The 15159-nt window shown below is 64.2% G+C and carries 16 protein-coding genes; 9 read left to right on the top strand and 7 right to left on the bottom strand.

The features are described 5' to 3' along the window. Positions 1-143 precede the first annotated feature (143 nt). The 3 genes from dnaK to hrcA form a co-directional block, all read right to left on the bottom strand. Positions 144-2054 (bottom strand): molecular chaperone DnaK, encoded by a 1911-nt coding sequence (gene dnaK / locus NO934_RS08310; protein ID WP_309163461.1) that lies wholly within the window; start codon positions 2052-2054, stop codon positions 144-146. 208 nt (positions 2055-2262) lie between these two features. Next, positions 2263-2901 (bottom strand): nucleotide exchange factor GrpE, encoded by a 639-nt coding sequence (gene grpE / locus NO934_RS08305; protein ID WP_309163459.1) that lies wholly within the window; start codon positions 2899-2901, stop codon positions 2263-2265. A gap of 194 nt (positions 2902-3095) precedes the next feature. Then, positions 3096-4184: a heat-inducible transcriptional repressor HrcA gene (gene hrcA / locus NO934_RS08300; protein ID WP_309163458.1), complete on the bottom strand. Its 1089-nt coding sequence runs from the start codon at positions 4182-4184 to the stop codon at positions 3096-3098. A 126-nt stretch (positions 4185-4310) separates the two neighbouring features. On the opposite strand from hrcA, the gene rph reads away from it, so the two are divergent. Genes rph through hemW form a run of 3 tightly spaced genes read left to right on the top strand, consistent with a single transcriptional unit; the run spans position 4311 to position 6813 of the window. Beyond that, positions 4311-5033, top strand: a complete 723-nt coding sequence (gene rph, locus NO934_RS08295; RefSeq protein WP_309163457.1) for a ribonuclease PH — start codon at positions 4311-4313, stop codon at positions 5031-5033. Beyond that, positions 5030-5665 (top strand): RdgB/HAM1 family non-canonical purine NTP pyrophosphatase, encoded by a 636-nt coding sequence (gene rdgB, locus NO934_RS08290; RefSeq protein ID WP_309163455.1) that lies wholly within the window; start codon positions 5030-5032, stop codon positions 5663-5665. The genes rph and rdgB overlap by 4 nt, the downstream gene beginning before the upstream one ends. Next, positions 5662-6813 carry a radical SAM family heme chaperone HemW gene (hemW, locus tag NO934_RS08285; RefSeq protein ID WP_309163454.1) on the top strand — a complete coding sequence of 384 codons (1152 nt, stop codon included), beginning with the start codon at positions 5662-5664 and terminating at the stop codon, positions 6811-6813. Before rdgB ends, hemW begins: the two co-directional genes overlap by 4 nt. Before the next feature lie 129 nt (positions 6814-6942). On the opposite strand, the gene NO934_RS08280 is transcribed toward hemW, so the two are convergent. Beyond that, on the bottom strand, positions 6943-8181 hold the full coding sequence (locus NO934_RS08280; RefSeq protein ID WP_309163453.1) for a penicillin-binding protein activator: 1239 nt from the start codon (positions 8179-8181) through the stop codon (positions 6943-6945). A 90-nt stretch (positions 8182-8271) separates the two neighbouring features. Between NO934_RS08280 and rsmI the strand changes: the two genes are divergently transcribed. The 4 genes from rsmI to NO934_RS08260 are packed head-to-tail and all read left to right on the top strand — an operon-like array spanning position 8272 to position 11158. After that, positions 8272-9156: a 16S rRNA (cytidine(1402)-2'-O)-methyltransferase gene (gene rsmI / locus NO934_RS08275; RefSeq protein ID WP_309163452.1), complete on the top strand. Its 885-nt coding sequence runs from the start codon at positions 8272-8274 to the stop codon at positions 9154-9156. After that, on the top strand, positions 9125-9511 hold the full coding sequence (locus tag NO934_RS08270) for a YraN family protein (protein WP_309163451.1): 387 nt from the start codon (positions 9125-9127) through the stop codon (positions 9509-9511). Before rsmI ends, NO934_RS08270 begins: the two co-directional genes overlap by 32 nt. 19 nt (positions 9512-9530) lie before the next feature. Next, on the top strand, positions 9531-10472 hold the full coding sequence (gene gshB, locus NO934_RS08265) for a glutathione synthase (RefSeq protein ID WP_309163449.1): 942 nt from the start codon (positions 9531-9533) through the stop codon (positions 10470-10472). A 59-nt stretch (positions 10473-10531) separates the two neighbouring features. Continuing rightward, positions 10532-11158, top strand: coding sequence for a MarC family protein (locus tag NO934_RS08260; RefSeq protein ID WP_309163447.1), 627 nt, complete (start codon positions 10532-10534; stop codon positions 11156-11158). Here the strand turns inward: NO934_RS08260 and NO934_RS08255 are convergent. The 3 genes from NO934_RS08255 to NO934_RS08245 form a co-directional block, all read right to left on the bottom strand. After that, the gene (locus tag NO934_RS08255; protein ID WP_309163445.1) at positions 11155-11544 is read right to left on the bottom strand and encodes a barstar family protein; all 390 of its coding nucleotides are present in this window, start codon (positions 11542-11544) and stop codon (positions 11155-11157) included. The two genes, NO934_RS08260 and NO934_RS08255, sit on opposite strands and share 4 nt — an antisense overlap. A gap of 2 nt (positions 11545-11546) precedes the next feature. After that, positions 11547-12401, bottom strand: a complete 855-nt coding sequence (locus tag NO934_RS08250) for a GH25 family lysozyme (protein WP_375143284.1) — start codon at positions 12399-12401, stop codon at positions 11547-11549. Positions 12402-12539: 138 nt separating this feature from the next. Further along, positions 12540-12905, bottom strand: coding sequence for a response regulator (locus tag NO934_RS08245; RefSeq protein ID WP_309163441.1), 366 nt, complete (start codon positions 12903-12905; stop codon positions 12540-12542). Between the two features lie 303 nt (positions 12906-13208). Here NO934_RS08245 and NO934_RS08240 point away from each other — a divergent pair, with 303 nt between their 5' ends. Both NO934_RS08240 and NO934_RS08235 read left to right on the top strand, forming a co-directional pair. Then, positions 13209-14729 (top strand): YifB family Mg chelatase-like AAA ATPase, encoded by a 1521-nt coding sequence (locus NO934_RS08240; RefSeq protein ID WP_309163439.1) that lies wholly within the window; start codon positions 13209-13211, stop codon positions 14727-14729. Position 14730: 1 nt separating this feature from the next. Then, positions 14731-15147, top strand: coding sequence for a GNAT family N-acetyltransferase (locus tag NO934_RS08235; RefSeq protein WP_309163438.1), 417 nt, complete (start codon positions 14731-14733; stop codon positions 15145-15147). The last annotated feature ends 12 nt before the right edge of the window (positions 15148-15159 follow it).

Below are 15159 nucleotides of genomic sequence, written 5' to 3'. Positions count from 1 at the left end.
GCTTCTAGGTAATCATCCTTGCCGCCAGTTACCATAGGCGGCGGCGAAAAGGCCAGCAGGGCTGGCTGATTCACGTGAAACTGGTGCCTTCAAACGACAGTGCCGCCCGAAGGCGGCACTGAAGGGTGAGCAACCAGCTCGATTTACGCCGACTTCTTGTCGTCGTCGTCCTTGACCTCTTCGAAGTCGGCGTCGACCACGTCCTCGTCATCCTTGGCATCGCTTGCGGCCTGGGCCTCGGCTTCTTCCTGGCTGGCCTTGTACATGGCTTCGCCGAGCTTCATGGAGGCCTGGGCGAGGGCCGCCGACTTTTCCTTGATCGCCTCGGGGTCGTTGCCTTCGAGCGCGGTTCTGGTCTCGGCGATAGCCGCCTCGATCTCGGACTTGACCTCGGCCGAGACCTTGTCGCCATGCTCCTTCAATGAGGATTCGGTCGAATGAACGAGGCTCTCGGCCTGGTTCTTCGCTTCCACCGTCTCGCGGCGCTTCTTATCGGCTTCCGCGTTCGCTTCGGCGTCCTTGACCATCTGCTCGATATCGGCGTCGGAAAGACCGCCCGAAGCCTGGATGCGGATCTGCTGCTCCTTGCCGGTGCCCTTGTCTTTCGCCGAAACCTGGACGATGCCGTTGGCGTCGATATCGAAGGTCACCTCGATCTGCGGCACGCCGCGCGGCGCCGATGGGATGCCCACGAGGTCGAACTGGCCGAGCATCTTGTTGTCGGCGGCCATTTCACGCTCGCCCTGGAAGACCCGGATGGTGACGGCCGACTGATTGTCTTCGGCGGTCGAGAACACCTGGCTCTTTTTTGTCGGGATGGTGGTGTTGCGGTCGATGAGCCGGGTGAACACGCCACCCAGCGTTTCGATGCCGAGCGACAGCGGGGTCACATCGAGCAGCAGCACGTCCTTGACGTCACCCTGGAGCACGCCGGCCTGGATGGCGGCGCCCATGGCGACCACTTCGTCGGGGTTTACACCCTTGTGTGGCTCCTTGCCGAAGAAGTTCTTCACTTCTTCCTGGACCTTGGGCATGCGGGTCATGCCGCCGACCAGCACCACTTCGTCGATCTCGCCGGCCGAAATCCCGGCATCCTTGAGCGCTGCGCGGCAGGGCTCGATGGTGCGCTTGATGAGATCTTCGACGATCGATTCGAACTTGGCGCGGGTGAGTTTAAGCTGCAGGTGCTTGGGGCCCGAGGCGTCCGCGGTGATGAACGGCAGGTTGACTTCGGTCTGGCTCGAGCTCGAGAGCTCGATCTTGGCCTTTTCGGCAGCTTCCTTGAGGCGCTGCAGGGCGAGCTTGTCGGAGCGCAAGTCGATGCCCTGCTCCTTCTTGAACTCGTCGGCAAGGTAATCGACAAGGCGCATGTCGAAGTCTTCACCGCCAAGGAAGGTGTCGCCATTGGTGGACTTCACCTCGAACACGCCATCGCCGATTTCGAGGATCGAGATATCGAAGGTGCCACCGCCAAGGTCGTAAACGGCGATGGTGCCCGATTCGCGCTTTTCGAGCCCGTAGGCGAGCGCGGCGGCGGTCGGCTCGTTGATGATGCGCAGCACTTCAAGGCCGGCGATCTTGCCGGCGTCCTTGGTGGCCTGGCGCTGGGAATCGTTGAAGTACGCCGGGACGGTGATCACCGCCTGGGTGACCGGTTCGCCGAGATAGGATTCGGCGGTTTCCTTCATCTTGGTGAGGATCATGGCCGAAACTTCCGAAGGGGAAGACTTCTTGCCGTTCACCTCGACCCAGGCGTCGCCATTGTCGGCCTTGACGATCTTATAGGGAACAAGGCCCTTGTCCTTGGTGACCATCGGGTCTTCGAACCGGCGCCCGATCAGGCGCTTGACGGCAAAAAGCGTACCCTCGGGGTTGGTCACCGCCTGGCGCTTGGCCGGCTGGCCCACAAGGCGCTCGCCATCATTGGTGAAGGCGACCATCGAAGGCGTGGTGCGCGCGCCTTCGGCGTTTTCGATGACTTTAGGTGTCTTGCCGTCCATGACGGCGACGCACGAATTGGTCGTGCCCAGGTCGATTCCGATTACTTTTCCCATTGAAGAAACCTCTTTTCTCGAGCGAGTCCCTGAATTTGGCCCTGACCCCTCAACGCGCCCATTTGGCGTTGCGGCATCGCATTGATCGGCCGGTGCCAGACCCCTCTGGGATTTTCAATTCAGCCCCGGTTTCCCGGGCTTGCTGGCTATATAAGGAGGGGGTCCTGAGCCTTCAAGCACTGGCCCCCTGATACTTCCGGCCCTTGTGTCAGGCCGATTTGTCGATGCTTTCCCCCGGCGCCGCTCCATCGGGATCGGCCTTGGGCGCGGGTTTGTTACCGCCCTTGGCAACGCCCACCATGGCGGGGCGCAGGACGCGCTCGCCGATGGCATAGCCCGCCTGGACCACCTGGACCACGGTGCCTTCGGGAACCGAGGCATCGGGCACCTCGAACATGGCCTGGTGGCGATGGGGATCGAACTTCTCGCCCTCGGCGAGGATCGGGGTGACCCCGTTTTTTTGCAAAAGGCGCTGCATCTCGCGCTCGGTCATCTCGATCCCTTCGATCAGGGATTTGAGCGTGCCGTCGGCGGTCTCGCGCGCTTCGGCGGGGATCACCATCAGGGCGCGGGAAAGATTGTCGGTCGCCACCAGCATGTCGCGGGCGAACCCCGCGATGGCATAAGAGCGCGTGTCGGCGATTTCGCGCTCGGTGCGCTTGCGCAGATTGTCCATCTCGGCGGCCGTGCGCAAAAGCTGGTCGCGCAACTGGTTCTTTTCGTCTTCGAGCAGCGCGATGCGGTCTTCGGCCGTGGGCTCGGCAGCAGCTTCCTGGGTCGCTTCGGCCTCGGGGCGCTGATTGGTCTCTTCGGTTGGCTCGGGCGTCGTGTTGTCGTCGCTCATCATTGCTCTTTCACCGATTGGGGGAAGAAATTGGTTGCCCGCCATATCGGCCAAGGGGCGGGATTTTTCAAGTCCGATGACCAATGAGGCCGCGATCGTCGTCGCGAACTCGGCGCCCCCCTCATCCGACCTCCGCTTCGCTCCGGCCACCTTCTCCCTCAAGGGGAGAAGGGTCGTTTGCCGCGAGCGCCTGCTGGTTAAAGCTCCCCTTTTTTGGAAATCAGCCGCGACACCACATGGGCCGTGTAGTCGACCACCGGCACGATCCGCGCATAGTTCAGCCGCGTCGGCCCGATGACGCCGAGCACGCCGATCACCTTGTCGTTGGCGTCCTTATAGGGCGAAAGCACGACCGAGGAGCCGGAAAGCGAGAACAGCTTGTTTTCCGAGCCGATGAAGATACGCACCCCTTGCGCGGTCTCGGCATCGTTTAAGAGTTCGATCAGCCCCGCCTTGGTTTCGATCTCGTCGAAAAGCTGGCGCACGCGGGCCAGATCCTCGGAGGCCATGGTGTCGTCGATGAGATTGGCTCGGCCGCGCACGATAAGGGTGGGAGCGGCGGTATCGGCCTCGATCATCGAGGCCAGGCCCGAATCCACCAGCCTTTGGGCGATGGCGTCGAGTTCGGCGCGCTGGCTCTCGCTCTGGCGCCGGATCGATTCCCGCGCCTCCTTGAGCGTCCGGCCAACGATGTGGTGGGCGAGAAAGTTCGAGGCCTGGGTGAGGGCGCTGGCGGTGAGGCCGGGCGGCAGGGGGATGACGCGGTTTTCCACCTGCCCGTCCTGCCCCACAAGGATCGCCATGGCGCGTTCGGGGTCGAGGCGGACGAATTCGAGGTGCCTAAGCACCATGTCCGACTTGGCCGCGATCACCATGCCTGCCCCATGCGAGAGCCCCGAAAGCAGCGCGCTGGCTTCGTTCAAGAGATCCTCGACCCGGCCCGAGCGGCTGCCGCCCGTTATGTTGCGGGCGATCTGGTCGCGCTCGGCTTCGTCCACGGCGCCCACTTCGAGCATGGCATCGACAAAGAACCGCAACCCCTCCTGGGTGGGGGCGCGCCCCGCCGAGGTGTGGGGCGCGGCGATCAGTCCCAGTTCTTCGAGATCGGCCATGACGTTGCGGACCGAAGCGGGGGAAAGCTGCATGTCGAGCATTTTGGAGATGGCGCGCGAACCCACCGGCTCGCCGGTCTCGATATAGCGCTCGACCAGGCGGCGGAAGATGTCCTGGGAGCGCGCCGATAGCGCCGATAAAAATTCAGACGAATTTATCTCAGGTCTGTCCATATTCACCATTTAAAAGGATTTGCGGGGACCGCCAAGAGAGCCGCGCTTGTTCCGATGCAGGTGAACCGTTAAGAGGCTGATAACCATATCCAGCCACCCTCTATCAATTCGGGGATATATTTCTTCATGCGGCCAAGCGGACGGGCGTTCGATCAGATGCGCGATGTGACCATTGAGCGGGGCATCGCGCCGCAAGCGGAAGGCTCGTGCCTTGTCGCCTTCGGGCATACGCGCGTGCTGGTGACCGCGACCGTGGAAACCGCCCTGCCCCCCTGGCGGCGCAATCAGGGTCTGGGCTGGGTTACGGCCGAATACGGCATGCTGCCGCGTGCCACCGGCACCCGCACAAGGCGTGAAGCGACCGCTGGCAAGCAATCGGGCCGCACCCAGGAAATCCAGCGCCTGATCGGACGCTCCCTGCGCGCCGTCGTCGATATGGCCGCGCTCGGCGAAAACCAGATCATCCTCGATTGCGACGTCATCGAAGCCGATGGCGGCACCCGCACCGCTTCGATCACCGGCGCCTTCGTCGCCATGAGCGAAGCGATCGGCTGGATGGGCGAGCGCTCGCTTTTGAAGGGCAATCCGATCCGCGACCATGTGGCCGCCGTCTCCTGCGGCATCTATCGCGGCACCCCGGTGCTCGATCTCGACTACCTCGAGGATTCCGAAGCGGAAACCGACGCCAATTTCGTGCTGACCGGTTCGGGCAAGTTCGTCGAAATCCAAGGCACCGCCGAGGGCGAAGCCTTTTCTATCGACGAGCTCAACGAGTTGATCTCTCTGGCGCAAAAGGGCATCGGGGAACTGGTCGCCCTGCAGCGGGCCGTGCTGGAGGCGGGCGCATGAGCGGGTTCAAACTCAAGCGCGGCGACCGCCTGGTGCTGGCCACCCACAACGAGGGCAAGCTGACCGAATTCCAGGACATGCTCGCCGATTTCGGCCTCGACATCGTCTCGGCTGGCGATCTGGGCCTGCCCGAGCCTGAAGAGACGGGCACCACATTTGTCGAAAATGCGCGGCTCAAGGCTCACGCCGCCGCCAAGGCGACCGGCCAGATCGCGCTTTCCGACGATTCGGGGATTTCCGTGGATGCGCTCGACGGCGCGCCGGGGGTCTATACAGCCGATTGGGCCGGCGTGCCGCGTGATTTCGGTATGGCCATGCAGAAGGTGCAGGATCGGCTGGTGGAAAAGGGCGCGACAGAACCGCATCAGCGCAAGGCGCAGTTCAACGCCATCCTCTGCCTCGCCTTCCCCGACGGCACCGACATGATCTTCGAGGGAGTCGCGCCCGGCACGCTGGTCTGGCCGCCGGTGGGCGAGCAAGGGCACGGCTACGATCCCATGTTCAAGCCCGACGGGTATGAGAAAACCTTCGGCCAGATGAGCGCGGCGGAAAAGCATTCATGGGCGCCGGGCAAGGAAGGCTTGTCGCATCGCGCCCGCGCATTTGCCAAATTCGTCAGGGAAGTTCTTTGAGCGCCAACACGCAATTCGGGATTTATGTGCATTGGCCGTTCTGCGCGGCCAAATGTCCCTATTGCGACTTCAATTCCCATGTTCATCACGGCAAGTTCGACGAAGAGAGCTTCGTTTCCGCCTATATAAAGGAGATCGAGACCACGGCCCGGCGTGCGCCCGAGCGGCTGGTGGAATCGATCTTTTTCGGCGGCGGCACGCCCTCGCTGATGAAGCCATCTTCGGTCGGCGCCATTCTCGATGCCATCGGCAGGAACTGGCAGGTTTCCGATACGGTCGAAGTAACGCTTGAAGCCAACCCCACATCGGTGGAGGCCGACCGCTTCCGCGGCTACAGAGCCGCCGGGGTCAACCGCGTCTCGCTCGGCGTGCAATCGCTGCGCCCCGAACCGCTGGCCCGGCTGGGGCGGCTGCATTCGGTCGAGGACGCGGTGGCCGCCGTGCGGCTGGCGCAATCGATCTTCGATCGCTCGAGCTTCGACATCATCTATGCCCGCCCCGACCAGACGCTGGACCAGTGGGAAGAAGAGCTGACCGACGCGCTGGCGCTTTCGGACGGGCACCTCTCACTCTACCAGCTCACCATCGAATCGGGCACGCGCTATTTCGATCTCTTCAACGCCGGCAAATTGAAGATGCCGTCCGAGGATCTTTCGGCCGATATGTTCGAGATGACCCAGGAGCTGACCGCCTCCTACGGGCTGCCGGCCTATGAGATTTCCAACCACGCCCGCCCGGGCCAGGAAAGCCGGCACAATCTCACCTACTGGCGCTATGGCGAATATGCCGGCATCGGGCCCGGCGCCCATGGACGGCTGCTGATGGGCGGGGCGCGCCATGCCACCGCCGCCGAGCGCATGCCGTTCAAATGGTGGGAAAAGGTGATCGAAACCGGCGACGGACTGGTCACCGACGACACGCTCACCTGGGACGAAGAGGGCGACGAATATCTGGTGATGGGCCTGCGGCTGCGCGAGGGGATCGACCCGGCCCGCTATCAGGCGCTGGCCCGCCGGGCGTTGACGGCGACCCAGATCGATTTCCTGAAATCGATCGGCTTCATCGAGACCCTGCCCAATGGAAGGCTGCGGGTGACCGACAAGGGCTGGCCGGTGCTCGATGCCGTGGTGGCCGATCTGGCGGCCTGAGCGTCGGAAGTTTAGCGCAAGCGGTTGGCCGAGAGCCCCCCTCATCCGACCGCTTCGCGGCCACCTTCTCCCACCAGGGGAGAAGGGGAGTTTGTGGCGGCGGGCGCAATAATCGGCGCGCCTTGGCTCTTATCGGAGCTCCGCCGCCGGCGGTATCCCTGCGTCCATGCCGATTCCGCCGTTTGAGGCCAGCGGCAGGCCGCTCAGTCTTGCCGCTTCGATCGTGGCCGCCCCGCCCGGCGCCACCTGCCGCATCACCAGCCCATATTCCCCGCGTCCGTCGAAATGGAACCGCAGCGGACCGTCGCGGCCGGTGAACCCCGTGGGCGAGAGCAGGCCGTTGCCGAACGGCGGGGTGGCAAGGCTGAGCGAGGGCGTGTTGGCGACCAGCACTGCCGAATAGGCCAGCGTTGCCAACTGATGCGGTTCGCCGCCGAACCGCTGGCGGTAGGATGCGGAGAGTGCCGCAAGCCCGGTCGGATCGATGGCCGGATAGACTGCGCCGGCGAGATAGGCCTGCGCCGCAATGGCTGGGTTCCCTTCCCATTCCCCCGCGCCGATCACCAGGATGCGCTGGCGCGGCACCCGCGCTGCTTCGAGCAGAATGCCGAAGCTGGGCGCGGTGGCAGCATCGGGCAGGTAAAGCGCATCGACAAGATTGGAGCGCATGGCCGGCGCCAGCCGTTCGACCGCACGGCGAGCCTGTGCCTCGTCGGCGAACATCTCGACCCCGACAATTCTCATGCCGGTCTCCCCTGCCGTCTGGCGCAGCGCTTCGGCCTGCGCGTGGCCCAGGGGCGTGTCGGGGACGATCGCCGCGATGGCATTGCGCCCCTGAGCCTGGGCAAATCCCAGCGCGCGCATGATTTCAGCCTCCGGTAGCACGCTGAGGAGGTAAACTCCGTCCGTCGCCACGCTCGAGGTCGATGAAAAGCCGATCAGCGGGGTGTCGTAGGAACGGGCGATCGCCCCGGCAAGGGCGACCGAATCGGCGGTAAGCGGCCCCAGGATCAGCTTCGCACCCTCGGCGAGCGCTTGCTGGGTCGCGCTGCGGGCCGTCTCGGCGCTCGATCCGGCATCCTTGAGCACCAGATGAATGGCGGGACTGGGCGTCTGCTCCATGGCCAGCCGCGCGCCATTGGCCATCGATTGGCCCACACCGGCCGCGCTGCCCGTCAGCGGCAGGATCAGCGCCACGCGCACCGGCCCGGTGCCGATGATCTCGCCCTGGGCCGGTGCCAGTGCCGGCAATTGCGCTGTCGCGGGAAGGCTTGAAACCGGCGGCGCGACCTGTGCGGTGGGCGCGCAGGCAACGATCGTGAGGGCGAGGACCAGCCAGCCGAGCGTCTTTACCCATCCGTGCTGCAAATCGAGTTCCCCTCATCTGCCGGGAGGCGCACGCCTCGACAATCGGCCCATGCCTCGCGTAAACAATACTCAGCTCGGGAAAGGACGCCAGTGGCCCAGGAAAAAACCTTCGAGATCGCCGGCCAGCGGCTTGCCGCGCAAACGCCGGCACCGGGGCTTTATCCGGTGGCCACCCCTATCGGCAATCTCAGGGACATCACCCTGCGCGCCCTCGAAATCCTCGCCGGTGCCGATCTCGTGCTCTGCGAGGATACCCGCCATTCGGCACGCCTGTTTGACGCCTATGGCATCAGGACGCCGCGCACCGCGCTCCATGAACACAATGAGCGCGCCCGGATCGATTCGATCCTCGACCAGATCCGCGACGGCAAGGCGATCGCGCTCGTCTCCGATGCGGGCACTCCGCTCCTTTCCGATCCGGGCTTTCCGCTGGTTCGCGCCGCCCGCGAGGCCGGCTTGGACGTTTTCCCCGTCCCCGGACCTTCGGCGCTGCTGACCGCGCTGACCGGTGCCGGGCTACCCACCGACGCGTTTTCGTTTTTCGGCTTCCTGCCGCCCAAGACCGGCCAGCGTACCAACGCGCTCAGCCCCCTGGCAAACCGCCCCGAAACGCTGGTGTTCTACGAATCGCCCCGCCGCTTGGGGGCGGCGCTGGCCGATATGGCGCAGGCGTTTGGCGGCGATCGGCAGGGCGTGGTGGCGCTCGAACTCACCAAGCGCTTCGAGCGCTTCGAAGCCGGACCGCTGGCCGAACTTGTCGAACGCTTTGCCGGCGACACCAAGGGCGAGGCGGTGATCCTGGTCGCCGGGTCCGATGGCGGCACGCCGGCGGTGGCGGGCGATTGGCAGGCGGCTCTGGCCGAGGCCATGGCGGGCCAGCCGCTGCGCGCCGCCGTCGATGAGATCGCCGCCCGGTTCGGATTGAAGCGCAAACAGGTCTATGATGCGGCGCTCGCCCAAAAAGCCGATTCCTGATTCCCGCCGCCGCGCCGAGCGGGCCGGACGCTGGGCGGAAACGCTCGCCGCATGGTATCTGCGCGCCAAGTTTTATCGAATCGTCGCAACCCGCTACAAAACCCCCGTGGGCGAAATCGATATCGTCGCCCGCCGCGGCAGGCTGATCGTTCTCGTCGAGGTCAAGCACCGGGCCGGCAACGCCGCCGCTCAGGCCCAGGCGCTCGAGGCGGTCAATACCGCCCGCATCGTCCGCGCGGCGCAATGGTTCCAGTCGGCCCATCCCCGCTATGGTGGCTATGATTTCCGTTTCGACGTGATATCGGTTGCACCGAGCCGCTGGCCGCACCATCTGGTCAATGCATTTTCAGCATAATCTTTTCTAGAGGTCTCCGATGCCCCTTTCCGTTGCCGTGCAGATGGACCCCATCGACGCCATCAATCCGCTCGGCGATTCGAGCTTTGCGCTGATGCTCGAAGCGCAGGCGCGCGGCCATGCGCTCCATTATTATACCCCCTCGACCCTCGCCCAGCGCGGCAACACCGTGACGGCGCGGGTGCATAAGGTTTCGGTCGACGACAAGGAAAAGGGCCTCCATTTCGCGCTCGAGGATTGGCAGAAGACCGATCTCGCCGATTTCGACGTGATCCTGTTGCGCCAGGATCCGCCCTTCGACATGAATTACATCACCACCACCCACATGCTCGAGCTGGTGCATCCCAAGACGCTGGTAGTCAATCATCCAAGGGAAGTGCGCAACGCGCCGGAAAAGATCCTCGTCACCAGCTTCCCCGAGCTGATGCCCGAAACGCTGATCACCCGCGACGAGAGCGAGATCCGTGCTTTCCGGGCCGAGTTCAAGGACATCATCCTCAAGCCCCTGTTCGGCAATGGCGGGGCCGGCGTGTTCCGGATTCGCGAGGGCGACGAAAACCTCGGCTCGCTCCTTGAAATGTTCAACGCCAATTTCCGCGAGCCCTTCATGGTGCAGCGGTATTTGCCGGAGGTCCGCCAGGGCGACAAGCGCATCATCCTTGTCGATGGAGTGCCGGTCGCCGGCCTCAACCGCATTCCCGCCGAGGGCGAGGCGCGCTCCAACATGCATGTGGGCGGCCGCCCCGAACTGTCCGAACTGACCGCGCGCGAGCGCGAGATCTGCGAGATCATCGGCCCGGAACTCAAAAAGCGCGACCTGATCTTCGTCGGCATCGACGTGATCGGCGGCTATCTGACCGAAATCAACGTCACCTCCCCCACCGGCATCCGGGAAGTGAAGCGGTTCGGCGGGCCCGACATCGCCGTGATGATCTGGGATGCCATTGAGACCCGGCGGTAGGAAAGTATCGCCCGGGGCATTAGTGTGCCCTTGATTCACGTGGAACAGCCGGGTTTGGGATGACCGCCAGCTTTTTCGTTGCCTTCGCCACCTTCTTTGCCACGGTTGGCGTTGCCGATATCGCCTTCATCTTTGCCGGGCTGACCCGCAACTACTCGGCGCAGCAGCGCTTTGCCGCGGCCACGCGGGGCGTGCTGGTGGCGACGGGAATCCTGCTGTTTTTTTCCTTTGTCGGCAATCTGATCCTCGAGGTGTTCGGCATCACCCTGCCCGCCCTGCGGGTGGCCGGCGGCATATTGCTGCTTTTGATCGCCATCGACATGGTGTTTGCCCGCCATACCGGCGGCACGGGGACGACCACCGAGGAAGAGGCCGAAGGGATGACGCGCGAGGATATTTCGGTCTTTCCCCTCGCCATGCCGCTTCTTGCCGGGGCCGGCTCGATTTCGGCGGTGATCCTTTTCACCACCGGCGCCCGGACCGATGTCGAATTCTGGATCGTCGTGGCAGCGCTTCTGGCCACCCTGTTCCTGGCGTGGCTGGCGCTTTTGGTCGCCATTCCCATTCAGCGCGTGCTGGGGCTCACCGGCATGTCGGTGGTGACGCGCGTGGTCGGCATTCTGCTCACCGCCCTTGCCGTCCAGTTCGTCTTCGATGGCGTGCGCGAGAGCGGTGTTTTGGGCTAGGCGGGGACCAGTTCGATAGTGTCGTGCTCGGCAATGATTTCGAGGACGATATCGAAATAGGTCCGCCCCTCCCCGCGTTCGAGCGCGGCCAGGGCGTCTCTGGCGGTTTCCGCGTTGTAGAGCGTGGGACGCTCGAGCTTGGCTCGGTGCCAGGCCTTCGTGGCCTCCATGCCGAGCGCTGTCCGGCTCTTTTCGAAGTCGCGCCAGACCAGCCGCACCGGCTCGTTGCTTGCAAGCGCGCCGAACCCGCCATGGAGCAGATCGTTCAACGCATCGAGGTTCTGCCCGATCGTCCAGCCTTCCCCGGCCATCAGCACGCGGTTGATCTCGGCATAAAAGGACGCGATGCCATCGATCGCGTCCCCATCGATAGTGATCGTGCGCATGGCTATTTCAGCGGCGCGCAGCGCCCCTGGCTGGCCAGCCGGTAATAGGTGCGCGGATCGCAGCCGGTGATGAAGAACTGGATCCAGTCGCTTTCCGAACCGAACCAGGCATTGCGATCCACCTCGGTGCGGATGCCCGGCACGGTTCCCGTCTGTGTATATTGCCAGAAGGTGAAGGGGCGGTTGTTGAAACGTTCATGGGGTTCGGCCGCCGTCGAGCGCAGCCACATGGGATTGTCGAGCGCGACCCCCTCGAGCACGTCGCGGTGGAAATTGATGTCGGTATAGATCACCGGCACCTTGCCGGTATGGGCTTCCATGCCCGCCAGCAGCACCTGCACTTTTTCCAGCACTTCTTCGCGCGTGAGGCTGTGCTTGCACGAGGAGCCGTTGTTCCATTCCAGATCGAGAACCGGCGGCAGCGCGTCGGGTTCGGCCGGAACGTTGGCGGCAAACCACGCCACCTGCTCATGAGCGGGCCGGCACCAGTAAACGAAGTGATAGGCCCCGCGCGGAATGCCCGCGGCGCGCGACTGCTCCCAGTTGGTGCGGAAATTGGGGTCGAGATAATCGCCGCCATCGGTGGCCTTGATATAGGCGAAACGCGTTCCGGCCTGGGCCACGGCGCGCCAGTCGATATTGCCCTGGTGGCGGGAAACGTCGATGCCGTGGATAGGCAGGGAATGGGCCCGCCGCACGCCGGGATGCGGATCGTTGTCGCCCTTGGCCGGATAATAGTTGTGGCCGCAGGCCGAGAGGAGCCCGATCAGGGCCAGACCCGCCGCCATGGGAAGTATCGCGCCGACCCATCGAGACGGCGCAAGGTTACGAATCCGGGGCAAGCGCGGCAGGGGCATGGAGCAGGCAACTCGACAATTTGAATGAAAATTCTCTCAAATTGTCCTCGCCCATTTCTCCTTAACACCGCCCTCACAAGCCTGGTTAACAAAGGGTAATCGGGCGCTGCTGTGGCCCGTGGGGCGCAGCCGGTAGGCTCAGGCCGCAAGCGCCCGAGCGTGGGAAACGACAGCCTGGGTGTTGTAGGGCTTGGGGATGAAATCGTCCGCGACCTCTCGATCCGGGGTTGCCTGGCCCGAGGTGACCATCACCTTGATGTGCGGCCAATCGGATTTCACCCGGCTGGCCAGTTCCAGCCCATCGATCTTGCCCGCCAGTTCGACGTCGGTAAACACCAGCCCGATCGATTTGCGCGTTTGGAGCAATTCCAGCGCCTGCTCGGCATCGGGCACCTCGATCACCGCAAAGCCAGCATCGACCATGGCCAGGGTGATATCGAGCCGCACCAGCGGCTCGTCTTCGACAACCAGCACAAGGGGCTGGCTTTGCTTTCGCTTCAGCATTTTGCTCTCCAGGTTCGCCAGACCGCCAAAACCAAGAACGGGCTCCGGCCTTCGGCCGCGCCCTCGCTTCGCCTCGATCTGGATAGTCTCGTTAATTCGGGTCCGGCCCCGACATCGCTCGAACGGCCTGGGGGCGGGATCCACTTCATCGCTCCAATGCCCGGCGGGCCGCTATGTTCCCTTGGGCCCGGCCCGGCGCGGGAATTCCCGCCATGCAATTAACGCATGTTCTTTAAATGTTCTTGTTTGCCGCGATAGAGTGTGCTTAGCATTGGTCGATTTGAGGCGGTTTGGGGGACCGGCATGACCACGCGCATAACCACAGTGGCCTTTCTGGGCATCGAGGCGGTGCCGGTGGATGTGCAGGTGCAGGTTTCACCGGGCATGCCGAAATTCAATATCGTCGGTCTGCCCGACAAGGCGGTGGGGGAAAGCCGCGAGCGGGTGCGCGCGGCGCTCATTGCCTCGGGCCTGGCGCTGCCGGCCAAGCACATCACCGTCAATCTTGCCCCCGCCGACCTGCCCAAGGAAGGCAGCCATTACGATCTGCCCATCGCGCTGGGGCTGATGGCGGCCATGGGCGCCATTCCCGGCGATATGCTGGAGAAATTCATGGTGCTGGGCGAATTGGCGCTCGATGGCCGCGTCTCCCCCGTCACCGGTATTCTTCCTGCTGCTATCGCCGCCAATGCGCGGGATCTAGGCATCATATGCCCCGCGGCCTGCGGCGCGGAAGCGGCCTGGGCCGGCGAAGAGATCGAGATCGTCGCCGTGGATACGCTTTTCGCGCTCGTCAATCATCTGGCCGGCCGCCAGATCGCCGCCCGCCCGCAACCGGTCCGCGCGTTTCCCAATGCCGGCGGGCCGGACCTTGCCGATTTGCGTGGGCAGGAGGTGGCGCGCCGGGCGCTCGAAGTCGCGGCGGCTGGCGGGCACAATTTCCTGATGATCGGGCCACCCGGCGCGGGCAAATCCATGCTCGCCCAGCGCCTGCCTTCCATCCTGCCGCCGCTCAACCCGCGTGAATTGCTCGATGTGTCGATGATCGCTTCGATCGCCGGGGAATTGAAGGGCGGACAGATCTCCGACCGCCGGCCCTTCCGCGCTCCGCACCATTCGGCATCCATGGCCGCCTTGGTGGGCGGTGGCCTGCGCGTGCGGCCGGGCGAGGTGTCGCTGGCCCACAATGGCGTGCTGTTCCTCGACGAATTGCCCGAATTCCAGCCACAGGCTCTCGACAGCCTGCGCCAGCCGCTCGAATCGGGGGAAACGGTGATCGCGCGGGCCAATGCTCGCGTCACCTATCCGGCCCGTTTTCAGCTCGTCGCGGCGATGAACCCCTGCAAATGCGGCTTGGCCGGCACGCCCGGCCACACCTGCCGGCGCGGTGAAAAATGCGCTGCCGACTACCAGGGCCGCGTCTCGGGACCGTTCCTCGACCGCATCGACATCCGGATCGATGTCCCCGCGGTTACCGCCTCCGATATGATCGCCGCCCAGCCGGGCGAGCCCAGCGCCACGGTTGCCGAACGCGTCGCCCGGGCGCGCAAAGTCCAGCGCGAGCGTTTTGCGGCGCTCGATCTGGCCGGCGTTCACACCAATTCGGCCGCGCCCTCAAGTGCCATCGAACAGATCGTCGCCCCGGACGGCGAAAGCCGCGATCTGCTCTTGAAAGCCGCCGAAACCTTCCAGCTCTCGGCCCGCGCCTATCATCGGGTGCTCAAGGTCGCCCTCACCCTGGCCGACCTCGCCGGCAGCGCCAAAGTGGCCCGTCCCCATATCGCCGAAGCGTTGAGCTATCGCATCAATATGGCCAATGCCTGAAATGGACTATTCGATAATCGCCCGCACGCCCGATGTTGAAACCTTTGCCCGGCTGCGCGCCATATCAGGCCTCTCTCCGCGCAGTCGGGACGGCATGGAGAAGGGCCTTCCCAACACGCTCTTTGCCGTACTCGTGCTCCATGGTGACCGAGCCGTGGGCATGGGCCGCATCATCGGGGATGGCGGCACGGCCTACCAGATCACTGATATTGCCGTCGATCCCGCCCATCAGGGCAAGGGGTTGGGCAAGGCGATCATGGGCGAACTGATGGCCTGGCTCGAACGCGAGGCGCCTCAGGATGCTTATGTGTCCCTGATCGCCGATGGCGATGCCAAGTACCTCTATGCAAAATTCGGCTTCGAACCGGTCATGCCCGCCTCGATCGGCATGGCGCGTGTCATGGCAAAGTTTCCATGATCCGCGCTGAAC

Source organism: Pelagibacterium sp. H642, from assembly GCF_031202855.1.
GTDB lineage: Bacteria > Pseudomonadota > Alphaproteobacteria > Rhizobiales > Devosiaceae > Pelagibacterium.
The sequence above is the reverse complement of the archived record's forward strand: the minus strand, read 5'-3'. Positions and strand labels throughout refer to the sequence as shown.